Source organism: Nostoc sp., assembly GCF_036918015.1.
Lineage (GTDB): Bacteria > Cyanobacteriota > Cyanobacteriia > Cyanobacteriales > Nostocaceae > Nostoc.
This window is the reverse complement of the sequence record NZ_JBALEO010000007.1, coordinates 76835-92467: the sequence shown is the minus strand read 5'-3', so window position 1 is coordinate 92467 and position 15633 is coordinate 76835. Positions and strand designations below refer to the sequence as shown.

General features: G+C 43.3%; 13 protein-coding genes. 5 read left to right on the top strand and 8 right to left on the bottom strand.

Translation table 11 applies throughout. The features are described 5' to 3' along the window. Window positions 1–417: 417 nt before the first annotated feature. The 3 genes from V7K61_RS01165 to V7K61_RS01155 form a co-directional block, all read right to left on the bottom strand. Window positions 418–1353, bottom strand: coding sequence for a hypothetical protein (locus V7K61_RS01165; protein WP_335050202.1), 936 nt, complete (start codon window positions 1351–1353; stop codon window positions 418–420). 207 nt (window positions 1354–1560) lie between these two features. Further along, the gene (locus tag V7K61_RS01160) at window positions 1561–3045 is read right to left on the bottom strand and encodes a galactose oxidase-like domain-containing protein (RefSeq protein ID WP_335050200.1); all 1485 of its coding nucleotides are present in this window, start codon (window positions 3043–3045) and stop codon (window positions 1561–1563) included. Window positions 3046–3511: 466 nt separating this feature from the next. Continuing rightward, entirely contained in the window at window positions 3512–5707 is a 2196-nt protein-coding gene (locus V7K61_RS01155) for an amylo-alpha-1,6-glucosidase (protein ID WP_335050198.1), read from the bottom strand. A gap of 131 nt (window positions 5708–5838) precedes the next feature. Here V7K61_RS01155 and V7K61_RS01150 point away from each other — a divergent pair, with 131 nt between their 5' ends. After that, the gene (locus V7K61_RS01150; protein WP_094350168.1) at window positions 5839–6450 is read left to right on the top strand and encodes a peroxiredoxin; all 612 of its coding nucleotides are present in this window, start codon (window positions 5839–5841) and stop codon (window positions 6448–6450) included. Window positions 6451–6607: 157 nt separating this feature from the next. Beyond that, complete coding sequence (locus tag V7K61_RS01145; protein WP_335050196.1) at window positions 6608–7144, top strand: peroxiredoxin family protein; 537 nt, start codon at window positions 6608–6610, stop codon at window positions 7142–7144. Between the two features lie 317 nt (window positions 7145–7461). On the opposite strand, the gene V7K61_RS01140 is transcribed toward V7K61_RS01145, so the two are convergent. The 5 genes from V7K61_RS01140 to V7K61_RS01120 form a co-directional block, all read right to left on the bottom strand. Next, on the bottom strand, window positions 7462–9036 hold the full coding sequence (locus V7K61_RS01140; RefSeq protein ID WP_335050194.1) for a serine hydrolase: 1575 nt from the start codon (window positions 9034–9036) through the stop codon (window positions 7462–7464). 174 nt (window positions 9037–9210) lie between these two features. Beyond that, window positions 9211–9951 (bottom strand): RNA methyltransferase, encoded by a 741-nt coding sequence (locus V7K61_RS01135; protein ID WP_335050192.1) that lies wholly within the window; start codon window positions 9949–9951, stop codon window positions 9211–9213. Window positions 9952–10074: 123 nt separating this feature from the next. Next, complete coding sequence (locus tag V7K61_RS01130; RefSeq protein WP_335050190.1) at window positions 10075–10470, bottom strand: HNH endonuclease; 396 nt, start codon at window positions 10468–10470, stop codon at window positions 10075–10077. A gap of 2 nt (window positions 10471–10472) precedes the next feature. Beyond that, a complete protein-coding gene (locus V7K61_RS01125) occupies window positions 10473–10814 on the bottom strand; it encodes a hypothetical protein (protein WP_335050188.1) in 342 nt (113 codons plus the stop codon). A 305-nt stretch (window positions 10815–11119) separates the two neighbouring features. Continuing rightward, window positions 11120–12037: a LysR family transcriptional regulator gene (locus V7K61_RS01120; protein ID WP_292738891.1), complete on the bottom strand. Its 918-nt coding sequence runs from the start codon at window positions 12035–12037 to the stop codon at window positions 11120–11122. A gap of 130 nt (window positions 12038–12167) precedes the next feature. Here V7K61_RS01120 and V7K61_RS01115 point away from each other — a divergent pair, with 130 nt between their 5' ends. From V7K61_RS01115 to V7K61_RS01100, 3 genes are all read left to right on the top strand, one after another. Continuing rightward, window positions 12168–13046, top strand: a complete 879-nt coding sequence (locus tag V7K61_RS01115; protein WP_335050186.1) for an NmrA/HSCARG family protein — start codon at window positions 12168–12170, stop codon at window positions 13044–13046. A 516-nt stretch (window positions 13047–13562) separates the two neighbouring features. After that, complete coding sequence (locus V7K61_RS01105) at window positions 13563–14555, top strand: ABC transporter ATP-binding protein (protein WP_335050184.1); 993 nt, start codon at window positions 13563–13565, stop codon at window positions 14553–14555. Continuing rightward, on the top strand, window positions 14552–15370 hold the full coding sequence (locus tag V7K61_RS01100) for an ABC transporter permease (RefSeq protein ID WP_335050182.1): 819 nt from the start codon (window positions 14552–14554) through the stop codon (window positions 15368–15370). The genes V7K61_RS01105 and V7K61_RS01100 overlap by 4 nt, the downstream gene beginning before the upstream one ends. The last annotated feature ends 263 nt before the right edge of the window (window positions 15371–15633 follow it).

Here is a 15633-nt window from a genome sequence, read left to right as displayed (position 1 = left end):
GTTATGCTAACACGCTCTCTCATTAGATTCTTAGCTGTCGAAAAGGCGATCGCTGTACTCCAAAGGAGAATCTAATGAGTAAGTTTTGAACATCGGCAACCTTTCCCGATCTAAGCTATCTCTTAAAATTATTATAAATTTGCTTAAGTTACTGCTGTTCTGTATCAATCAGAATTTCCAGGGGTATAGCGTTTCCTAATCACACGAGGTACATCATAGTCCCCTCTCGAAGAGCGGGGAGGGGGTTGGGGGTGGGGTTCTTATACCTCACTAAACTGATAACCGCTATAACTAATTAGAAAATAAGTCAAAAATATTCTTAATAATAAGCTGTACCAATCAATGCCAATAAAAAGCCCTCAAGCAAAGATGAGGGCTAGGCAGTTTTTTTTGCTAGAGATATCAGATTAATTCCTTCTAAGCACGAGTACGCGTAATCTGAGCAGTATCAAAGTCTTGTAGCCGAGTCATATTTCCACTCTTCTTATCAACAATAAACACAGCATTAGGTGTCTCATATCTCATCGCTCCAAAGGCGAGGAGTTGACCTGTTGTAGAGCAAACTAAGCTTTGTAAGCCATTATTCCATGCTTGACCATTAACTTTCAATTGTCCTAGTCTGATGGGCTTTTTTTGATTTGGATCTATCTGCACCAGAGTTGTCTCACCATACGCACCAACTAGAGAGGTATAAAGTATTCCATCTGGGCACTCAGCTAGATTGCTGACCCGCTCATCGTCCAGGAATTTAATCTTACTAATAGAACTTATCTCTCCTGTTTGAAGATTAATATCTACCAATCTGATCGGTGGTGTACCATTCTTCTTTCCTACTAGACCAATGAGTCGCCCATCATTAGTACCTAGCAAGCTCCCAAGCTGTTGATTTGGTTTAAGTCCTGAGACTATCAAACTTTTTACAGGCGTACCCAAAAATGTAATGCGAGTAGGTGTCGGCTGTCTCCGACTAATCGCAACCGGAGTAATGGCTACAACAAGTGTGCCATCGCTTAAAGAGGTAAAACCACTCAATATCTCATTAGGCTCTAATAGAGGTGTACTTTTATCCGTAAGTACTTGAGCCTTTCCTGTCATTAAGGATTGCAAAACTAGTCCTACAGGCTTAATATCTGTGCTGACACTGTTTAAGGCAGTGTTCTCTACTAATTCAGTGGTGTTTACCTCTGTAATAACCGTTTGGTCAGTAGTAACCAGCGGGCTAGAACCTATACCTACAATATTTAAACTTGGTGTTTCTGCCAAAGCTTTCTTGGTTAGATAACTAAGTCCAGATACTACAGTTCCAGCAAGTGCCAACTGTCCAAATCGGCGACGTGATACCTTGTAATTCATATTTTCCTTCCTAAAATTAATGACTTTTATTAGGTAGCAGTGTGAACATAAACAGATAAGGCTAAGAGGTTGTTTGAAAAGTCCTCAAGCGTGTGTTTCACTACCCTGGCTACCGAGAAACTGCTACGAGAGAATCGGAGTTTTGGGATTTAAGATCGCGCTTCTGAGTAGCACTTGAGGCTCAAGCAAACCCTTTTCAAACATCCTCTAATATATTTGCGTCCAGGTTGCTACTGAAGGTGTTCCATTCTTGTCACTAATAAAAAGCATGTACCAGCCTGGGGGTGCGATGTTTCGATTGTTTATGACCGTGACCTTGAGAGAAGTAGCGTTTCTAGAAATAATGGGTGCATCCACTAACCTTTGTTCTGTATCGCAGGAATGGGTAGTTGCCATTGGTCTAATCAGACTAACCCACTTAATATTCGCAGCTTGGGGTGTCTGAATCGTAAATTGCTGCCCGTAGGTAACAGTTTGAGGAGCGCTCTGAATAACTGGACGCGATCGCGACATATACGCAGGACTATAGATTTCTAATCGCAGTTCATTGACCCTCCGTTGAGGGTTCCCCCCAGCTGCGACTACCCTACCATCTGGTAGCAGCAAGGCCACCGAGTGATATACGCGGGGGACAGTTTGTTTAGCTACTACTGTCCAGGTATTTGTAGCTGGATTGTAGATTTCTGCTGGCAGCATTGATTGTGTTGTATCTTCATTCATTTTGCTACCATTGCAAACAAACACTGTGCGATCGGGCAATATAACTGCGCTGTGATGCATCCGAGCATAGTTTAAAGGCTTTGCTGCTACGTAAGTTGGATTATTAGCTTTTAAATCGACAATATTTACCCTCTTTGTTGCTGTCTTACCACTACCCCCACCGAGAATCATCACCTTTTGATCTTGTGCAGGTGGTAAAAGGAGACTGGCAGCTTGATCGCCAAAAGCTATGTCTTGCAGCCCTGTCACTACTGTTTCTGTAATGGATTGTGTAAATGTCTCTGGCAGGCTTAATATCCTTGGTGTTACTCCAGTGCCACCCATCTGGGCACCTGAATAAAAAATTTTTCCACTACTTAATAGAAACAAATGCGCGTATGCCGGTAAAGCACTAGTTGTTGGAAAAGCTTTCCAACCATTTGGAAAGAAAGCAGAATAAATTTCTGGTTGTCTATTGAGCTTGCCATCTTTATCCGGGCCAGACACTGCTAAGACTCGACCGCTGCCTAGTGTTAACACAGTAGGATACCAGCGACCATTATTCATTGATAGGATCTTGACCCATTTCTCAGCAATGGGATCGAACATCAGAGCATAGGGTGAACCATAAAATGGGTCATAGCGCAAAGTTCCACCTGCAACCAGTAAAAGACCATCAGGGCGGAAGGAGTGACCAGCGCAAAAAAGATCCATAGGTTGATTGTTACTATCCAATGGAGGCGCTTGCCGGGAAAAGGTTCCCTTGTTGATATCCCAAACCACACTGTCATAGGGAGTATTTAACCGATTGGGATCGTTACCTGAGCCACAGAAAAAGAATATCTTACCAGTACGAAGTAGAGCGGCATGTATAGGTAGAATTGGAGCACTGTAAGACAATACTTGCCATTTATCTGTAGTAGTAGCCTGAGCAATGAAAGTCCCTAAATCTGTTTCCTCTTGAAGGTTAGTCTTATTATTAGTTTGAGTCATTTTATTTACAATTATTCCTACGTGGACTTGATTTTTTGCCCTTTATTTTATTAATTGATTTCTCAATTTATATCTATACTTCTTTTGGCCTATTTAGCGTTAAGATATGATGTTTTTTATAATAAGGAAATATAAAATCAGCTTTATTAATATTAATTGCGCTGTCAATCATCAATCCTGTAGAATATCTAAATTTCAGGCTGAAAGACATTGTTGCTACAAATAATACTACATCTTATTCATGGAGTTTTATCATCACATATTTTCTCACAGAAGAAAATAAACATCTTTGGTTTTGCGGACTCAATTGGTGAAATCATCGAAAATCTCTAGTCACTTTTGGATAATCAGATCAATTAATAAAAATCTTGTATGGTAAGAGTTTTGTAGATTAAAACTAGCAATATTAATTTGTGAATGGATATTAATCAAGAATAATTATCCAAGACCATCTGTATGCCTACAACTATTTAATGTGGCGGATTACTTCGGCAACTGACCAAGCCTGAGCGATCGCTCCTCTGGGTGTATGAGGGGAATCGCCATCAAAAATCTCAGAAATAGAACCAAGACAAGCGTCAAAGAAAAAGTGATCTATCAAGGGTTGCCAATCAAAAGGCAGCGATTGTTGTGGATAAAAACGTTGCCAAGCCCGAATATACGGCCCAATTAGCCAAGTCCAAACAGTGCCTTGATGATAAGCGCGATCGCGTTGCTGTTGATTACCCTCATATTTCCCTTTATATTCGGGATCTCCTGGATCGAGACTGCGAAGACCATAAGGTGTGAGCAAGCTGGTAGTTGCCAAATCTAATATCTGACACCCTTGCTGTTCGGGAAACCCACAATGGTGTAGCGACAGCGCCAAAACGGCATTCGGACGAATTTGAAAATTCCGGCGATCGTCCGGCTCAATAGTGTCGTACAGATAACCTAGCTGAGGATTCCAAAATTTTTGCAGTGAGGTTTTCACGTGTTGTGCTTGGTTAGCATAACGCTGTGCTTGCTTAGTGAGACGCACTGGTGAGCCATATTCCATTTGGCTTAAGCGCTCTGCCCACTGACTCAGCCAACATAAAGCAGAATACCACAGCGCATTGATTTCCACCGGCTTCCCGTAACGGGGTGTAACGGGGTGTGCCCCAATTACCACATCCATCCAGGTGAGAGCTACACCAGGAGCATCCCAACCAACTAGCCCATCGGTAGCATCGACCTGGATATTGAAATGTGTACCACCGACAAATGCTTTATAGATTTGCTGTACTACAGGGAATTGCTCTGCTAAAAAATCCCAGTCTTGGCTAGCTTCTAAATAAAGTCCTAAAGTTTCAATCCACCACAATGCCGCATCAATACTGTTATAAATTGGTTCGCCATTGAGATCGGGAAATGCATTCGCAATCAAACCGTGGCGACAATAATGCCCAAAAGTTCGCAATACTCCTTTTGCTAGGTCAAAGCGCTGTGGCACTAGTGTCAACCCCGGTAAAGCGATTAATGTATCGCGTCCCCAATCATTAAACCAATGATAACCAGCAATGACTGTGGGGCCTGCAATTGAGGCTCGATAGACGATAAACTGATCGCTTGCTTTGAGTAGTTGTTGCCAGATTGGGAATTGGGCATTGGGAATTGGATATTCGTAATTATTCCCCCGCTCCCCTTCTCCCCTGCCCCTCTGCTCCTCTGCTCCCTTGCTCCCCTGCTCCCCTGCCCCCCTGCCTGAGTCTCTCCGTCCAAAAATCTGTGAGAGCCTTTCTTGCTCTGCCTCCACAGCTTCTGCGAAGGTTTTGATGGTGAGAACACCTGGTACTGAGTCGGGAAAACCGACTCGTGCTTCTAAAGTCACCGTATCTCCTGGTTGAAGTGTGACTATCAAGTAACCAGGACTGTGGAGGTCTTCTTTGTCGCCTAATCCCCGTTTTGTCTCCTCAGACAATCTATAATCCCAATACCAAACTGCATCTGGTTGATAATTTCCTTGTGTCCAGCGCAAGTGCCAAGGTATGCCGAAGCGCCCAGAATTGATTGCTTGTAAACAGACTTGCTGTTCCCCTAGCAATTGTGAAAACTGTAATTCTTGACTAGCAGTCTGCTGGTGGTGAAAGTCACGTTCTGCTATCAACAGCCGCAACCGTAAAATCGCTGTTTCACTTCCCTCGTAGCGATACTGGATTAAAATTCGATGGCAAAATTGGGCATTGGGTATAAGAGGCAGAGGGGCGGAGGGGCAGAGGGGCAGAGGGGAAAAACTTTCTGCAACTTCTCCCCTGCTCCCCTGCTCCCCTGCTCCCCTGCTCCCCCGCTCCCCAATCCCCACCAAACCATAGGGCATCACCAATTGCCTGGTTAATTGCCAGTTATCTTGACCCCAAGTCCATTTAGGAACTGGGTTAATATCAAAACGGCGTAGCTGTTCGTAGCCAGTTCGCTCAATCTGACCGTTACCCCAAACATTTGTCCCCAGTGCCACAACGCGCCCTAATATTTCCAAGCTAGCTTCTAGGTGCGAAAACAGCAGAGTCCTTCCAGAAGGTGGGTTTGTGGCGGCAAACAGCCAACCATGATAGGTGCGTGTGCGGACATCAGAAATTGTACCGCTGGCAAAACTTCCTAAGCCATTGGTAAGTAACCATTCTCTTGTATCTAAATCAGGCATTTGCTACTCAAAATCGTTATGAGTATGATATAGTCGTAACAGATCGTAATTAAACTGTGAGAGCGTGGATGGGTAAATTTTACTTGACCCAAATTCCAACGCTACTAAACCGATAAAGGAGAATTAGGTTAATGTCCCTTACTTACGGAACCGAAGGAAGCCTCCGCGTTGGTCAACAAGCTCCCGATTTTGCAGCAACGGCTGTGGTAGATCAGGAATTTAAGACAATCAAACTTTCCGATTATCGCGGTAAGTATGTCGTTCTGTTTTTCTACCCACTAGACTTTACCTTTGTTTGTCCTACTGAAATCACAGCATTTAGCGATCGCTACGAAGAATTCAAGAAAATCAATACCGAAGTCCTTGGGGCTTCCGTTGACAGTGAATTCTCTCACCTCGCTTGGATTCAAACAGATCGTAAGTCTGGTGGCGTCGGCGACCTGAATTATCCTCTAGTCTCCGACATCAAGAAAGAAATCAGCGCCGATTACAACGTTCTTGACCCAGCAGCAGGTATTGCCTTGCGTGGTCTGTTCATCATCGATAAAGATGGTATCATACAGCACGCCACCATTAACAATCTAGCTTTTGGTCGTAGCGTTGATGAAACTCTGCGGACATTACAAGCAATTCAGTATGTTCAGTCTCACCCTGATGAAGTTTGCCCCGCTGGTTGGCAACCTGGTGACAAGACAATGAATCCTGACCCAGTGAAGTCTAAAGTCTACTTCTCTGCTGTCTAAATTTCGCTAGCCAAAAAACTCTAATCCAGCCTTTTGGAGTTAAAAGCAAAATCAATGAGAACCACAGATAAACAGAGATACACATTAAACAATGTCAACCTCCGTAAATATCTGTGGTTTTTTATAAAATAGTATTTAAATAATCAAGGTTAAAAATATGTTGACTTCAACGGACTTTAGTGGCTTATTAAATGAGCGATTCTTCCGCAATTTTTTACCAGTTCCAGCTAGCAATCAACTCAGATTGGGAGTGGGAACACCAGACTTTCAATTGCCAGATATTACCAACGGAACTTTAGTAAGATTGTCTGATTATAAAGGCAAACAACCAGTGTTACTCGCCTTTACTCGCATTTTTACCGAAAAGCAATATTGCCCTTTTTGTTTTCCTCACATCAAAGCTTTGAATGAAAATTACGAACAATTTAAAAATCGCGGTATAGAAGTTTTAATGATTACTAGTACGGATGAAAGGCAGAGTCAAATAGTTGTTAAAGATTTAGGCTTAAAAATGCCACTATTGAGCGATCCTAGTTGTCGAGTATTTCGTACATATCAAGCAGGACAAGCGCTGGGAGCGCCTTTGCCAGCACAATTTGTATTAGATAAAGAAGGAAAACTGCGCTACTGGCATTTATTTTCTTTTTTGGATAGCAATGCTAGTGTTGAGACATTGTTAGAACAATTCAATTGACTATAAATATTCAAAATAAATTGCATTTGGTGCTAAAAATTAGGAATTAGGAATTGGGAACTCTTAAGAGGATGTTTGAAAAGTGTTTGACTATGATTTTAATCACCCCCCTTAATCCCCCCTTGTAAAGGGGGGAAACAAGAAAAATCCGGTTCCCTCCCCTTTATAAGGGGAGGGTTAGGGAGGGGTAAAAAATATTTGATACATCAATCACGACTTTTCAAACATCCTCTAAGATTTGAATGGTAATTTAGACCCTAATCAAATCATCAAATCTTAATAGTTTCACATATTTAGGGAGTATTACGAATTAAAAATTATCTTTGAGGATAATACTGGGGATTCATAACTGGAGATTGATAACCGTTTGTGGGTACTGTACTTCCCATGCCGTTAGGTACAGGAGTGACAACAGGAGGTTGATAAATGCTCATGGGTGCAGTGCTTGTTGTACCGTTAGGTAAAGCAGGATTCGCAACCTGGGGCTGATAACCATTTGCGGGTACACTGTTTGTAGAGCTGTTTGGTGTGACAGCATTCTGGCTAAACTCTTGGTAAGCTGCACGAGAAATTGAGCTAATCAATTTTTCGGCACGAGGATCGTTGGCTGGACGTTGTACCATGACAGAGGCTATGTAGCGCTTGCCGGTTGGAACAACAATTAAACCTGTATCTGCTAACATTGTGCCGATATCACCGGTTTTGTGGTATGCTCTTGCACCTGTCCCCAAACCTGATGGCAGCAGAGTGTCTCTTTGGGTGCGACGCAAGATATCAAGCATGAGATCGCGTGATGGCATACTGACTAAATTTCCTTGACTTACAATCGCCATCAAATTCCCTAATTCTTTGGGGCTAGTAGTGTTTGTCCCTTGCAAATCTGGGAGTTGATTACGAATTGTTGTGGCTGTCAATCCCCAACTACGGAAACGCTGGTTTAAAGCGTCCATTCCTCCCAGTCGGGCAATCAGCATATTTGTCGCCGTGTTATCGCTGATTGTAATCATCTTAGTGACTACTTCCAAAGCGGCGTACTGAGTTCCCGGTGGTTTGTATTGCAAATCTCCCGAACCGCCGGCTACCATATCCTGTTGCATGGTCAGCATATCATCTAGGCGAATCTTCCCCGCGTCCACATCCTGAAAAAAGGCAATCAAAATCGGTACTTTAATCGTGCTAGCCGCCGGAAAACTGGTAGAGGCATTGATATCTACATAATTACCAGTATCTAAATCTACTAAGAAAATTCCAGGTGTGAGATTTGGGTTGGTAGCCGCCAAATTTTGCACGGCATTTTTCAAAGAGTTAATTTCCTGAGATAGGTATAGACTCGAAGCTGCGGCTGGGGGAGTTTGGGTAGGTTGTGGCTGCGATCGCGCCACATTATTAACATTATTATTAGATTGCGACGCTGAATTTGTGCTGATGCGATTGGCTGGGTCTAATACTGACAATACAGTGCCAACAATTGCACCCATCCCAATACCCACAATCAATAACCGCAAAACATACAATACGGTTTTGGCCATTGGCTTTAACTGGGTTTTTCGCGATGAGCGTCTGCCTGTTTTTGGCTTTTCCATCCGCACTGTTTTAACCATCACAGCACCTGGTCGAAAGGGAGGAATTTTTCCCTTGACACTAGGTATTGGTTTTACTGCCGTTGGCATAACTAACCCAGATTTTACCCTACGTGTAGCGCCAGGGATTGGGGGAGGGCTAATTTGATTTTTTGGGCGTGTTAGTACCCCTTCTTGCCCATTTGTTGTTTGCTGCTGACTGTTAGCTTTAACTCTCTTTTTGACCACTTTTTGAACTTTTTGTGGCTGCTGGCGGCGATTTAAGGGTTGACGCCGCGAGAAAGCTGTTAGTTCGCCACTTGATTCTGACACCGTTACTCCTTGTGACCGACTTGACTGTTTTCTTGCCGACTCTTGACCCCAAACTTAATCTTTAAGCAATATTAATACTCAAATTCCACTTTGCCACTAAGTAGCATTTTTGTGTTTAGTTTAAGCCATATTAATTATTTTGGGGGGATGATTGCGTATATATTAAACGAATAATTACAAGTTTTCACTATCCCTCTGGTTTTTCAGGGCCCATTCTACCTGCTGCAAAATTCCTCGCAGCATCGCCACCTCCCCAGTTTTCAAGTGAGCGCGATTATACAATTGGCGAAATTTTCCCATACGACTAGCTGCCGTATGGGGATATACATAACCAATTTTCAGTAATACTGATTCTAATTGCTGGTAGTATCCTTCCACAACATCTAAGGGTGCGAGTTCAATTTGAGGTAAGGTTTGAATGTCAAGTTTTTGGGCAGATTGTGACAATTCATAACAACAAATTGCTACAGCAGTAGCCAAATTTAGGGCGACATAATCTTGACTTGTGGGAATGCCAACAAACCGCTGTGCATAATTTAATTCTTCATTGCTTAATCCCCGGTCTTCTCTGCCAAAAATCAGTGCTGTGGGTTTTTCTGGTTCCTCCAGTAACCAGGGTAGTGCAGTGCGAGGATTTTCTAAAGGTGTTTCTAAACTGCGAACGCGACCAGTAGTAGCGATCGCCCGTACACATCCATGCAATGCTTCTGGTAAGGTTGCCACTGTTACCGCAGATTCTATAATTTCCTGAGCGTGAACAGCCATCATCAAAGCTTCCGTCGAAAGCGGATCGCATTGGGGGTTCACTAATACTAAATTATATAGACCGAAATTTTTCATTACCCTGGCGATCGCGCCGATATTTATCGGCCCAGCTGGTTCTACCAACACAATTCTTAATCCAGCCAAGCCCATTTTTTGCCTCCTGCGATCGCACCAGTACTTACAGACTAATTTTCAGCATCGTGGTTATGCTGAAGAGTTTCCTTGAAATCATTTTAGCTGTGTAAGTGAATGCCTGCGTCAGGTCTGAACAGTTCAGCGCAATCTTTGCCGTTCAGCTAGTCGTTCGTCACTATTTATTTGTAGTAATCTAATCGTTGTACGTCCCATAGGCGTTAATCCCACTAGATTCAGTTGTGAAAATGTGAAGTGTTCAGCCCATTTCTGGGTGCGTGGGTTAAAGAGAAAACTAAAAGCCCCTGTTTCTGGATCGAAAGATCCTAAGTCAGTGCCTTTATGACGATTACATCGCCAGCAGGTGAGGGCTAAATTATCAGCATTTGTTGCGCCACCGTGCTTTTGAGCAATAACATGATCAATCTCATGGGCAAAAAAGGCAACTCCTGCGGGTAATTGGCAATATTCACATCTGTAGTTTGCGCGTTCTTCTACCAGTCGGCGAAGAACAATCGGAATATAGGTTGCACTCACAGTCAGCTGGTCAAATAAGATAAGTTACCTGCTTTAATCATCACAACTAAGTGTTCAATACGTTCATATTCATCTAGTTCTTTCAACTCCGTGGGTGTGAGTTCACCTGCGTTACTTCGTGTTAGCAAGATACGCAATCGTTCTTGCATTTCGGGAGTAGGTTTAAATTCAGCAATTTGTTCGGGAGTGGGGTTGCTAGCCAAAAAATCTAAGATATATCGGTAAACTTGTGCTGGTATAGCTGGTTGTTGGAGACTCAAAGCAAGTAGTTCAGGTAAGCGATCGCCTACTTGTGCTAATTGTTGAGATAATTCCTCTGATACTTCTAGGGTGATTCTTGGCATGGGGATTGCATTGGCAATTTACTTATTATTAAATGATATATCTCGAAATTTTTCATTCCCCTAGCGATCGCGCCGATATTTATCGGCCCAGCTGGTTCTACCAACACAATTCTTAATCCAGCCAAGCGCATTTTTTGCCTCCTGCGATCGCACCAGTACTTACAGACTAATTTTCAGCATCGTAGTTCTGCTGAAGAGTTTCCTTGAAATCATTTTAGCGGTGTAAGTGAATGCCTGCGTCAGGTCTAAACAGTTCAGCGCAATCTTTGCCGTTGGGCTAGTCATTCTTCCACTGGTTCGAGCTTTCAATCTACAACATCAACTCGCTTTAATGCACCCGTCAATTCTGTCATAAACTCAACAAAGACGCGAACTTTAGCACAGAGATAGCGTTTTTGCGGGTACAACACGGAGATCGGTAATCCAACTTGGGTCGCGTAGGATTGAAGAATTGGTTGGAGGTCTCCACGCGCGATCGCTTTGGCTGCGATAAATTTGGGAAATTGAACTACACCGGCTCCTTGAATGACCGCCTCTAAAATGACTTCTGAATTATCGAATCGCAGATAACTGTCAACAGAAAGGTCAATCGCTTTTCCATCTTGTTCAAACTTCCATTTAGGCTCTCGCCCAGTCTGTGGATAGATAAAGTTGACACAGCGATGCTGCAAAAGTTCTGTGGGTGTTGTGGGCGTGCCATACTGGGCAAGATACTGCGGCGAGGCACAAGTGATGTAGCGTGCAGTTGCCAGATGGTGCATGATTAAACGGCTATCACTGCTCATTCCAATCCGCACTGTCGCGTCAATACCTTCCTCAATCAGATCGATCGTGCGATCGTTAAAAGAAACATTCAGATTTAGCTTTGGATATTGTGTGATAAATTGCAGCAGAGCCGGAGCGATATGTATTTTGCCAAACACAAAGCTCAGATCGAGCCGCAATGTTCCAAGCGGCATTGATTGCGATTGTTTGACTTCGAGTTCGGCTTCTTCCAAATCGTTGAGAATTTGCTGACAGCGTTGATAAAATCGGTTGCCATCTTCGGTCAGGGTCAAACTGCGAGTTGTTCGCTGGAGCAAGCGCACCCCCAAGTCATCTTCCAAGCGCAATACGGCTCGACTCACGGCTGAAGGAGCCATACCTAAGTGTCGTGCTGCTTCCGAAAAGCTGCCAGATTGAGCGGAGCGGATAAAAATCATCAGGCTTTTCAGCTTGTCCATTAACCGAAACGCATCTTTGAATTTTTTGCATAACTGTTTTGAATTTTAACTACTTTTTCTCTTTTGCTGTACAAGTTACTGTTTAGACAAGATAAATTTCAAACACACAAACAGCATAAAAAAAACAGACATGACACAGCAAACAACAGCAGAACAAATTATCTTAGTCACCGGAGCCACGGGCAATCAGGGCGGCGCAGTGGCGCGTCATCTTTTAAAGCGCGGTAACTTCAAGGTGCGTGCCTTTGTGCGCGATCCAAACAAGCCCGCCGCCCAAGCACTCCAACAAGCGGGGGCAGAGCTCGTAACAGGAGACTTCAGCGATCGCGCTTCCGTTGATCGCGCTTTGGAAGGTGCTTATGGCGTTTTTTCGTTGCAGACCTTTCTTAAAGAAGGTGGATTAGAAGCCGAGATCCGAGATGGTAAAAGCGTTGCAGACGCAGCTTCATCGGCAGGCATTCAGCATTTCGTCTACAGTTCTGTGGGCAGCGCCGAACGCAACACGGGCATTCCCCATTTCGACAGTAAATTTACTGTCGAAGAGTACGTTCGATCGCTTGGTTTGCCCTACACAATCATGCGTCCAGTTTTCTTCTTTTACAACTACGCCTCAATGCGTCCAATGGTGGAGCAGGGCACGCTCTCCCAACCGCTTAGTCCTGAAACAAAATTGCAGCAACTTTCTGAAGAAGATTACGGGGCAATGGTCGCTGAGGTATTCGATCGCCCCGCCGAGTTCTTGAACCACGAAATCGAAGTCGCCAGTGTGGAGATGACCATGCCAGAAATCGCTGCCGCGTTCAGCCTCGTGTTGGGCAAAACTGTCGAATACCAGCAAATTCCGTTTGAAGCGTTTGAGCAGCAAGCTGGGGAGGAAGTGACCATTATGTATCGCTGGTTTGAGAATGTCGGCTACGGAGCGGATTTAGCACAGTTGAAACGTGACTTTCCTTCCTCAAGCGACTTTGAATACTATCTGCGCGACCACGACTGGACAAAACCAGATTAAAGCGCGTCTGATGTCAGGTCAAAAATGTGAATTGACAATTACAACCTGATTAGAACTGGAACCTGCTAACTGGTTATAAGTTGGTATTTGAATCCTGACTGTTTGTCCAGATGTCACGATAGCTGAAGAAAAATATCAAATATATTTACCTACGGGTACTTAATAGAAGTTCCGCAACAGATTTTAATCATTAGCAATAATACTTCATTTCTCCCTCTTCTTATGCTAATCCTACAATGCATTTGCCGAGGGAGTATTTCTTTGTATTGGAATGTAGATTGATACTTCTAGGGTGATTCTTGGTATGGGTATTGCATTGGCAATTTACTTATTATTAAATGGTATATCTCGAAATTTTTCATTCCTCTAGCGATCGCTCCGACATTACTCACCCCAGCTACCTCTACCAACACAATTCTTAATCCGCCAAGCCCATTTTATTGCCCCCTGCCTGGTTGTTGAGCGTAGTCGAAACACTGCCCCCTGCCTTTCTTCGCAATAACAGACTAACAAAATATGTCTCACATTCTTGTCGAAAATCTCAGGAAGACTTTCTTTGTGTCTGAACGTTCCTCTGGGCTTTTCGGTTCAATACGAGGACTTGTGCAGCGAAAAACAAAAGAAGTTTATGCCCTCAAAGGAGTTTCGTTTTCCCTGGAACGGGGAGAACTTGTAGGATACATTGGCCCAAATGGGGCTGGGAAATCGACTACGATTAAAATTTTAAGCGGTATTCTCGTACCTTCCAGTGGAAAATGCCTAATTGGCGGACGAACTCCTTGGAAAGATCGAATTAAGCACGTTAATCGTATCGGTGTAGTGTTTGGTCAAAGAACACAACTTTGGTGGGATTTGCCAGTAATTGAGTCTTTCGATTTGCTGCGGGATATTTATCGCGTTCCCCAATCGGAGTATCGCCAGACACGCGAAGAAATGATTGATTTGCTTGGTCTTGGAAGCTTTCTCTCGACTCCGGTGAGACAGTTAAGCCTTGGTCAAAGGATGCGATGTGACTTTGCAGCCGCAATGCTTCACAGACCGGAAATTCTTTTTCTTGATGAACCCACCATCGGGCTTGATGCAGTTTCCAAGCTTGCAGTCAGAAAATTTATCAAAGCGCTGAATAAAACTCATCAAGTGACCACCATCCTGACTACCCATGATATGGATGATATCGAAGCATTGTGCGATCGCATAATTATTATTGGTGGAGGTGAGATCCTTTGTGATGGAACTCTAGAAGCACTGCGTTCTCAAGTTTCCTCGCGTCGGTACTTAAGAATCGACCTAGCAAACGATGATTTCTTCTTTGAAAAAGAAGGAGTCAGTATTATCTCTAAAGAAGGTCGCACCGTAACTCTAGCCTTCGATCCCACAAAGCTTTCTGCTGCGTCTTTAATTAGCCAAGTTACCTCACAACACGAAGTAGAGGATCTTTTTGTGGAAAATCCACCCATTGAAGAGATAGTTGCTGAACTTTATGCAATTTCAGCCGGAATTGTCCCATGAAAGCATATTGGTCACTATTTGTTGCTAGATTTACCCTGCTGTTGCAATACCGTGCTGCTGCTTTGGCAGGTATTGGAACTCAGCTTTTCTGGGGGTTAGTGAAAGTAATGGTTTTACAGGCATTCTTTACTCATACAACCTCTGCTCAACCTATCACTTTTCAACAAGCTGTAGGATATGTCTGGCTGGGACAGGCGTTTCTGATGGCGATTGTCCCTTGGGGAGGTGATAGAGATATTCAAGAACTCATCCGAACTGGTGCTGTCGGATACGATCTTCTCCGACCTACAGACCTTTATAATTTTTGGTTTACCCGCGCTTTGGCACTTCGCACAACGCCCCTGATACTTCGTGCTATTCCGCTTCTTGGTGTCACAATTTTTATTTTTCCCCTTTTGGGGCTTGATGAATGGTCGCTTTCTTTTCCACCCTCCTTTGCTTCTTTTGTTGCCTTTCTTATCTCTTTTATTGGCGCAATTTTACTTTCGTCTGCATTAACTATGCTTCTGACTGTATCAATTATGTGGACAATTTCGGGCGAGGGAATTAATAGTATTCTACCTACTCTTGTTACTATCTTCTCTGGCATGATTGTTCCTTTGCCACTTTTTCCTGAGTGGAGCAAGCCTTTTTTGAATGCACTTCCTTTTTCAGGACTTATCGACAAACCTTTTCGTCTTTTTACTGGTAATCTTCAACCAAATGCCCTATTCAATGTTGTGCTGCATCAAGCTTTTTGGATAGTTGTCATTATTATCCTTGGGCGTGTACTTGTGAAATATGGCATCAAAAAGCTTGTAATTCAAGGAGGATAAGTATATAGTTCGTAATTCGTAATTCGTAATTCGTAATTCGTAATTCGTAATTCGTAATTCGTAATTTTTCAAGTAGGAAGATAGGTTATACCATTTCTTTGTGAGGCTGCGCCAAATTTTCTTTCTTCCTTTGTGTCCTTTGCGGTTCGTTCCTTATATATGGACTTACGCACGCTTTACGAATTCTTGGCGTTCTTGGCGTCTTGGCGGTTCGATAAATTAGGCTTTTCAGCAATTTTTGCGTAAGTCCTAATATAATTTGG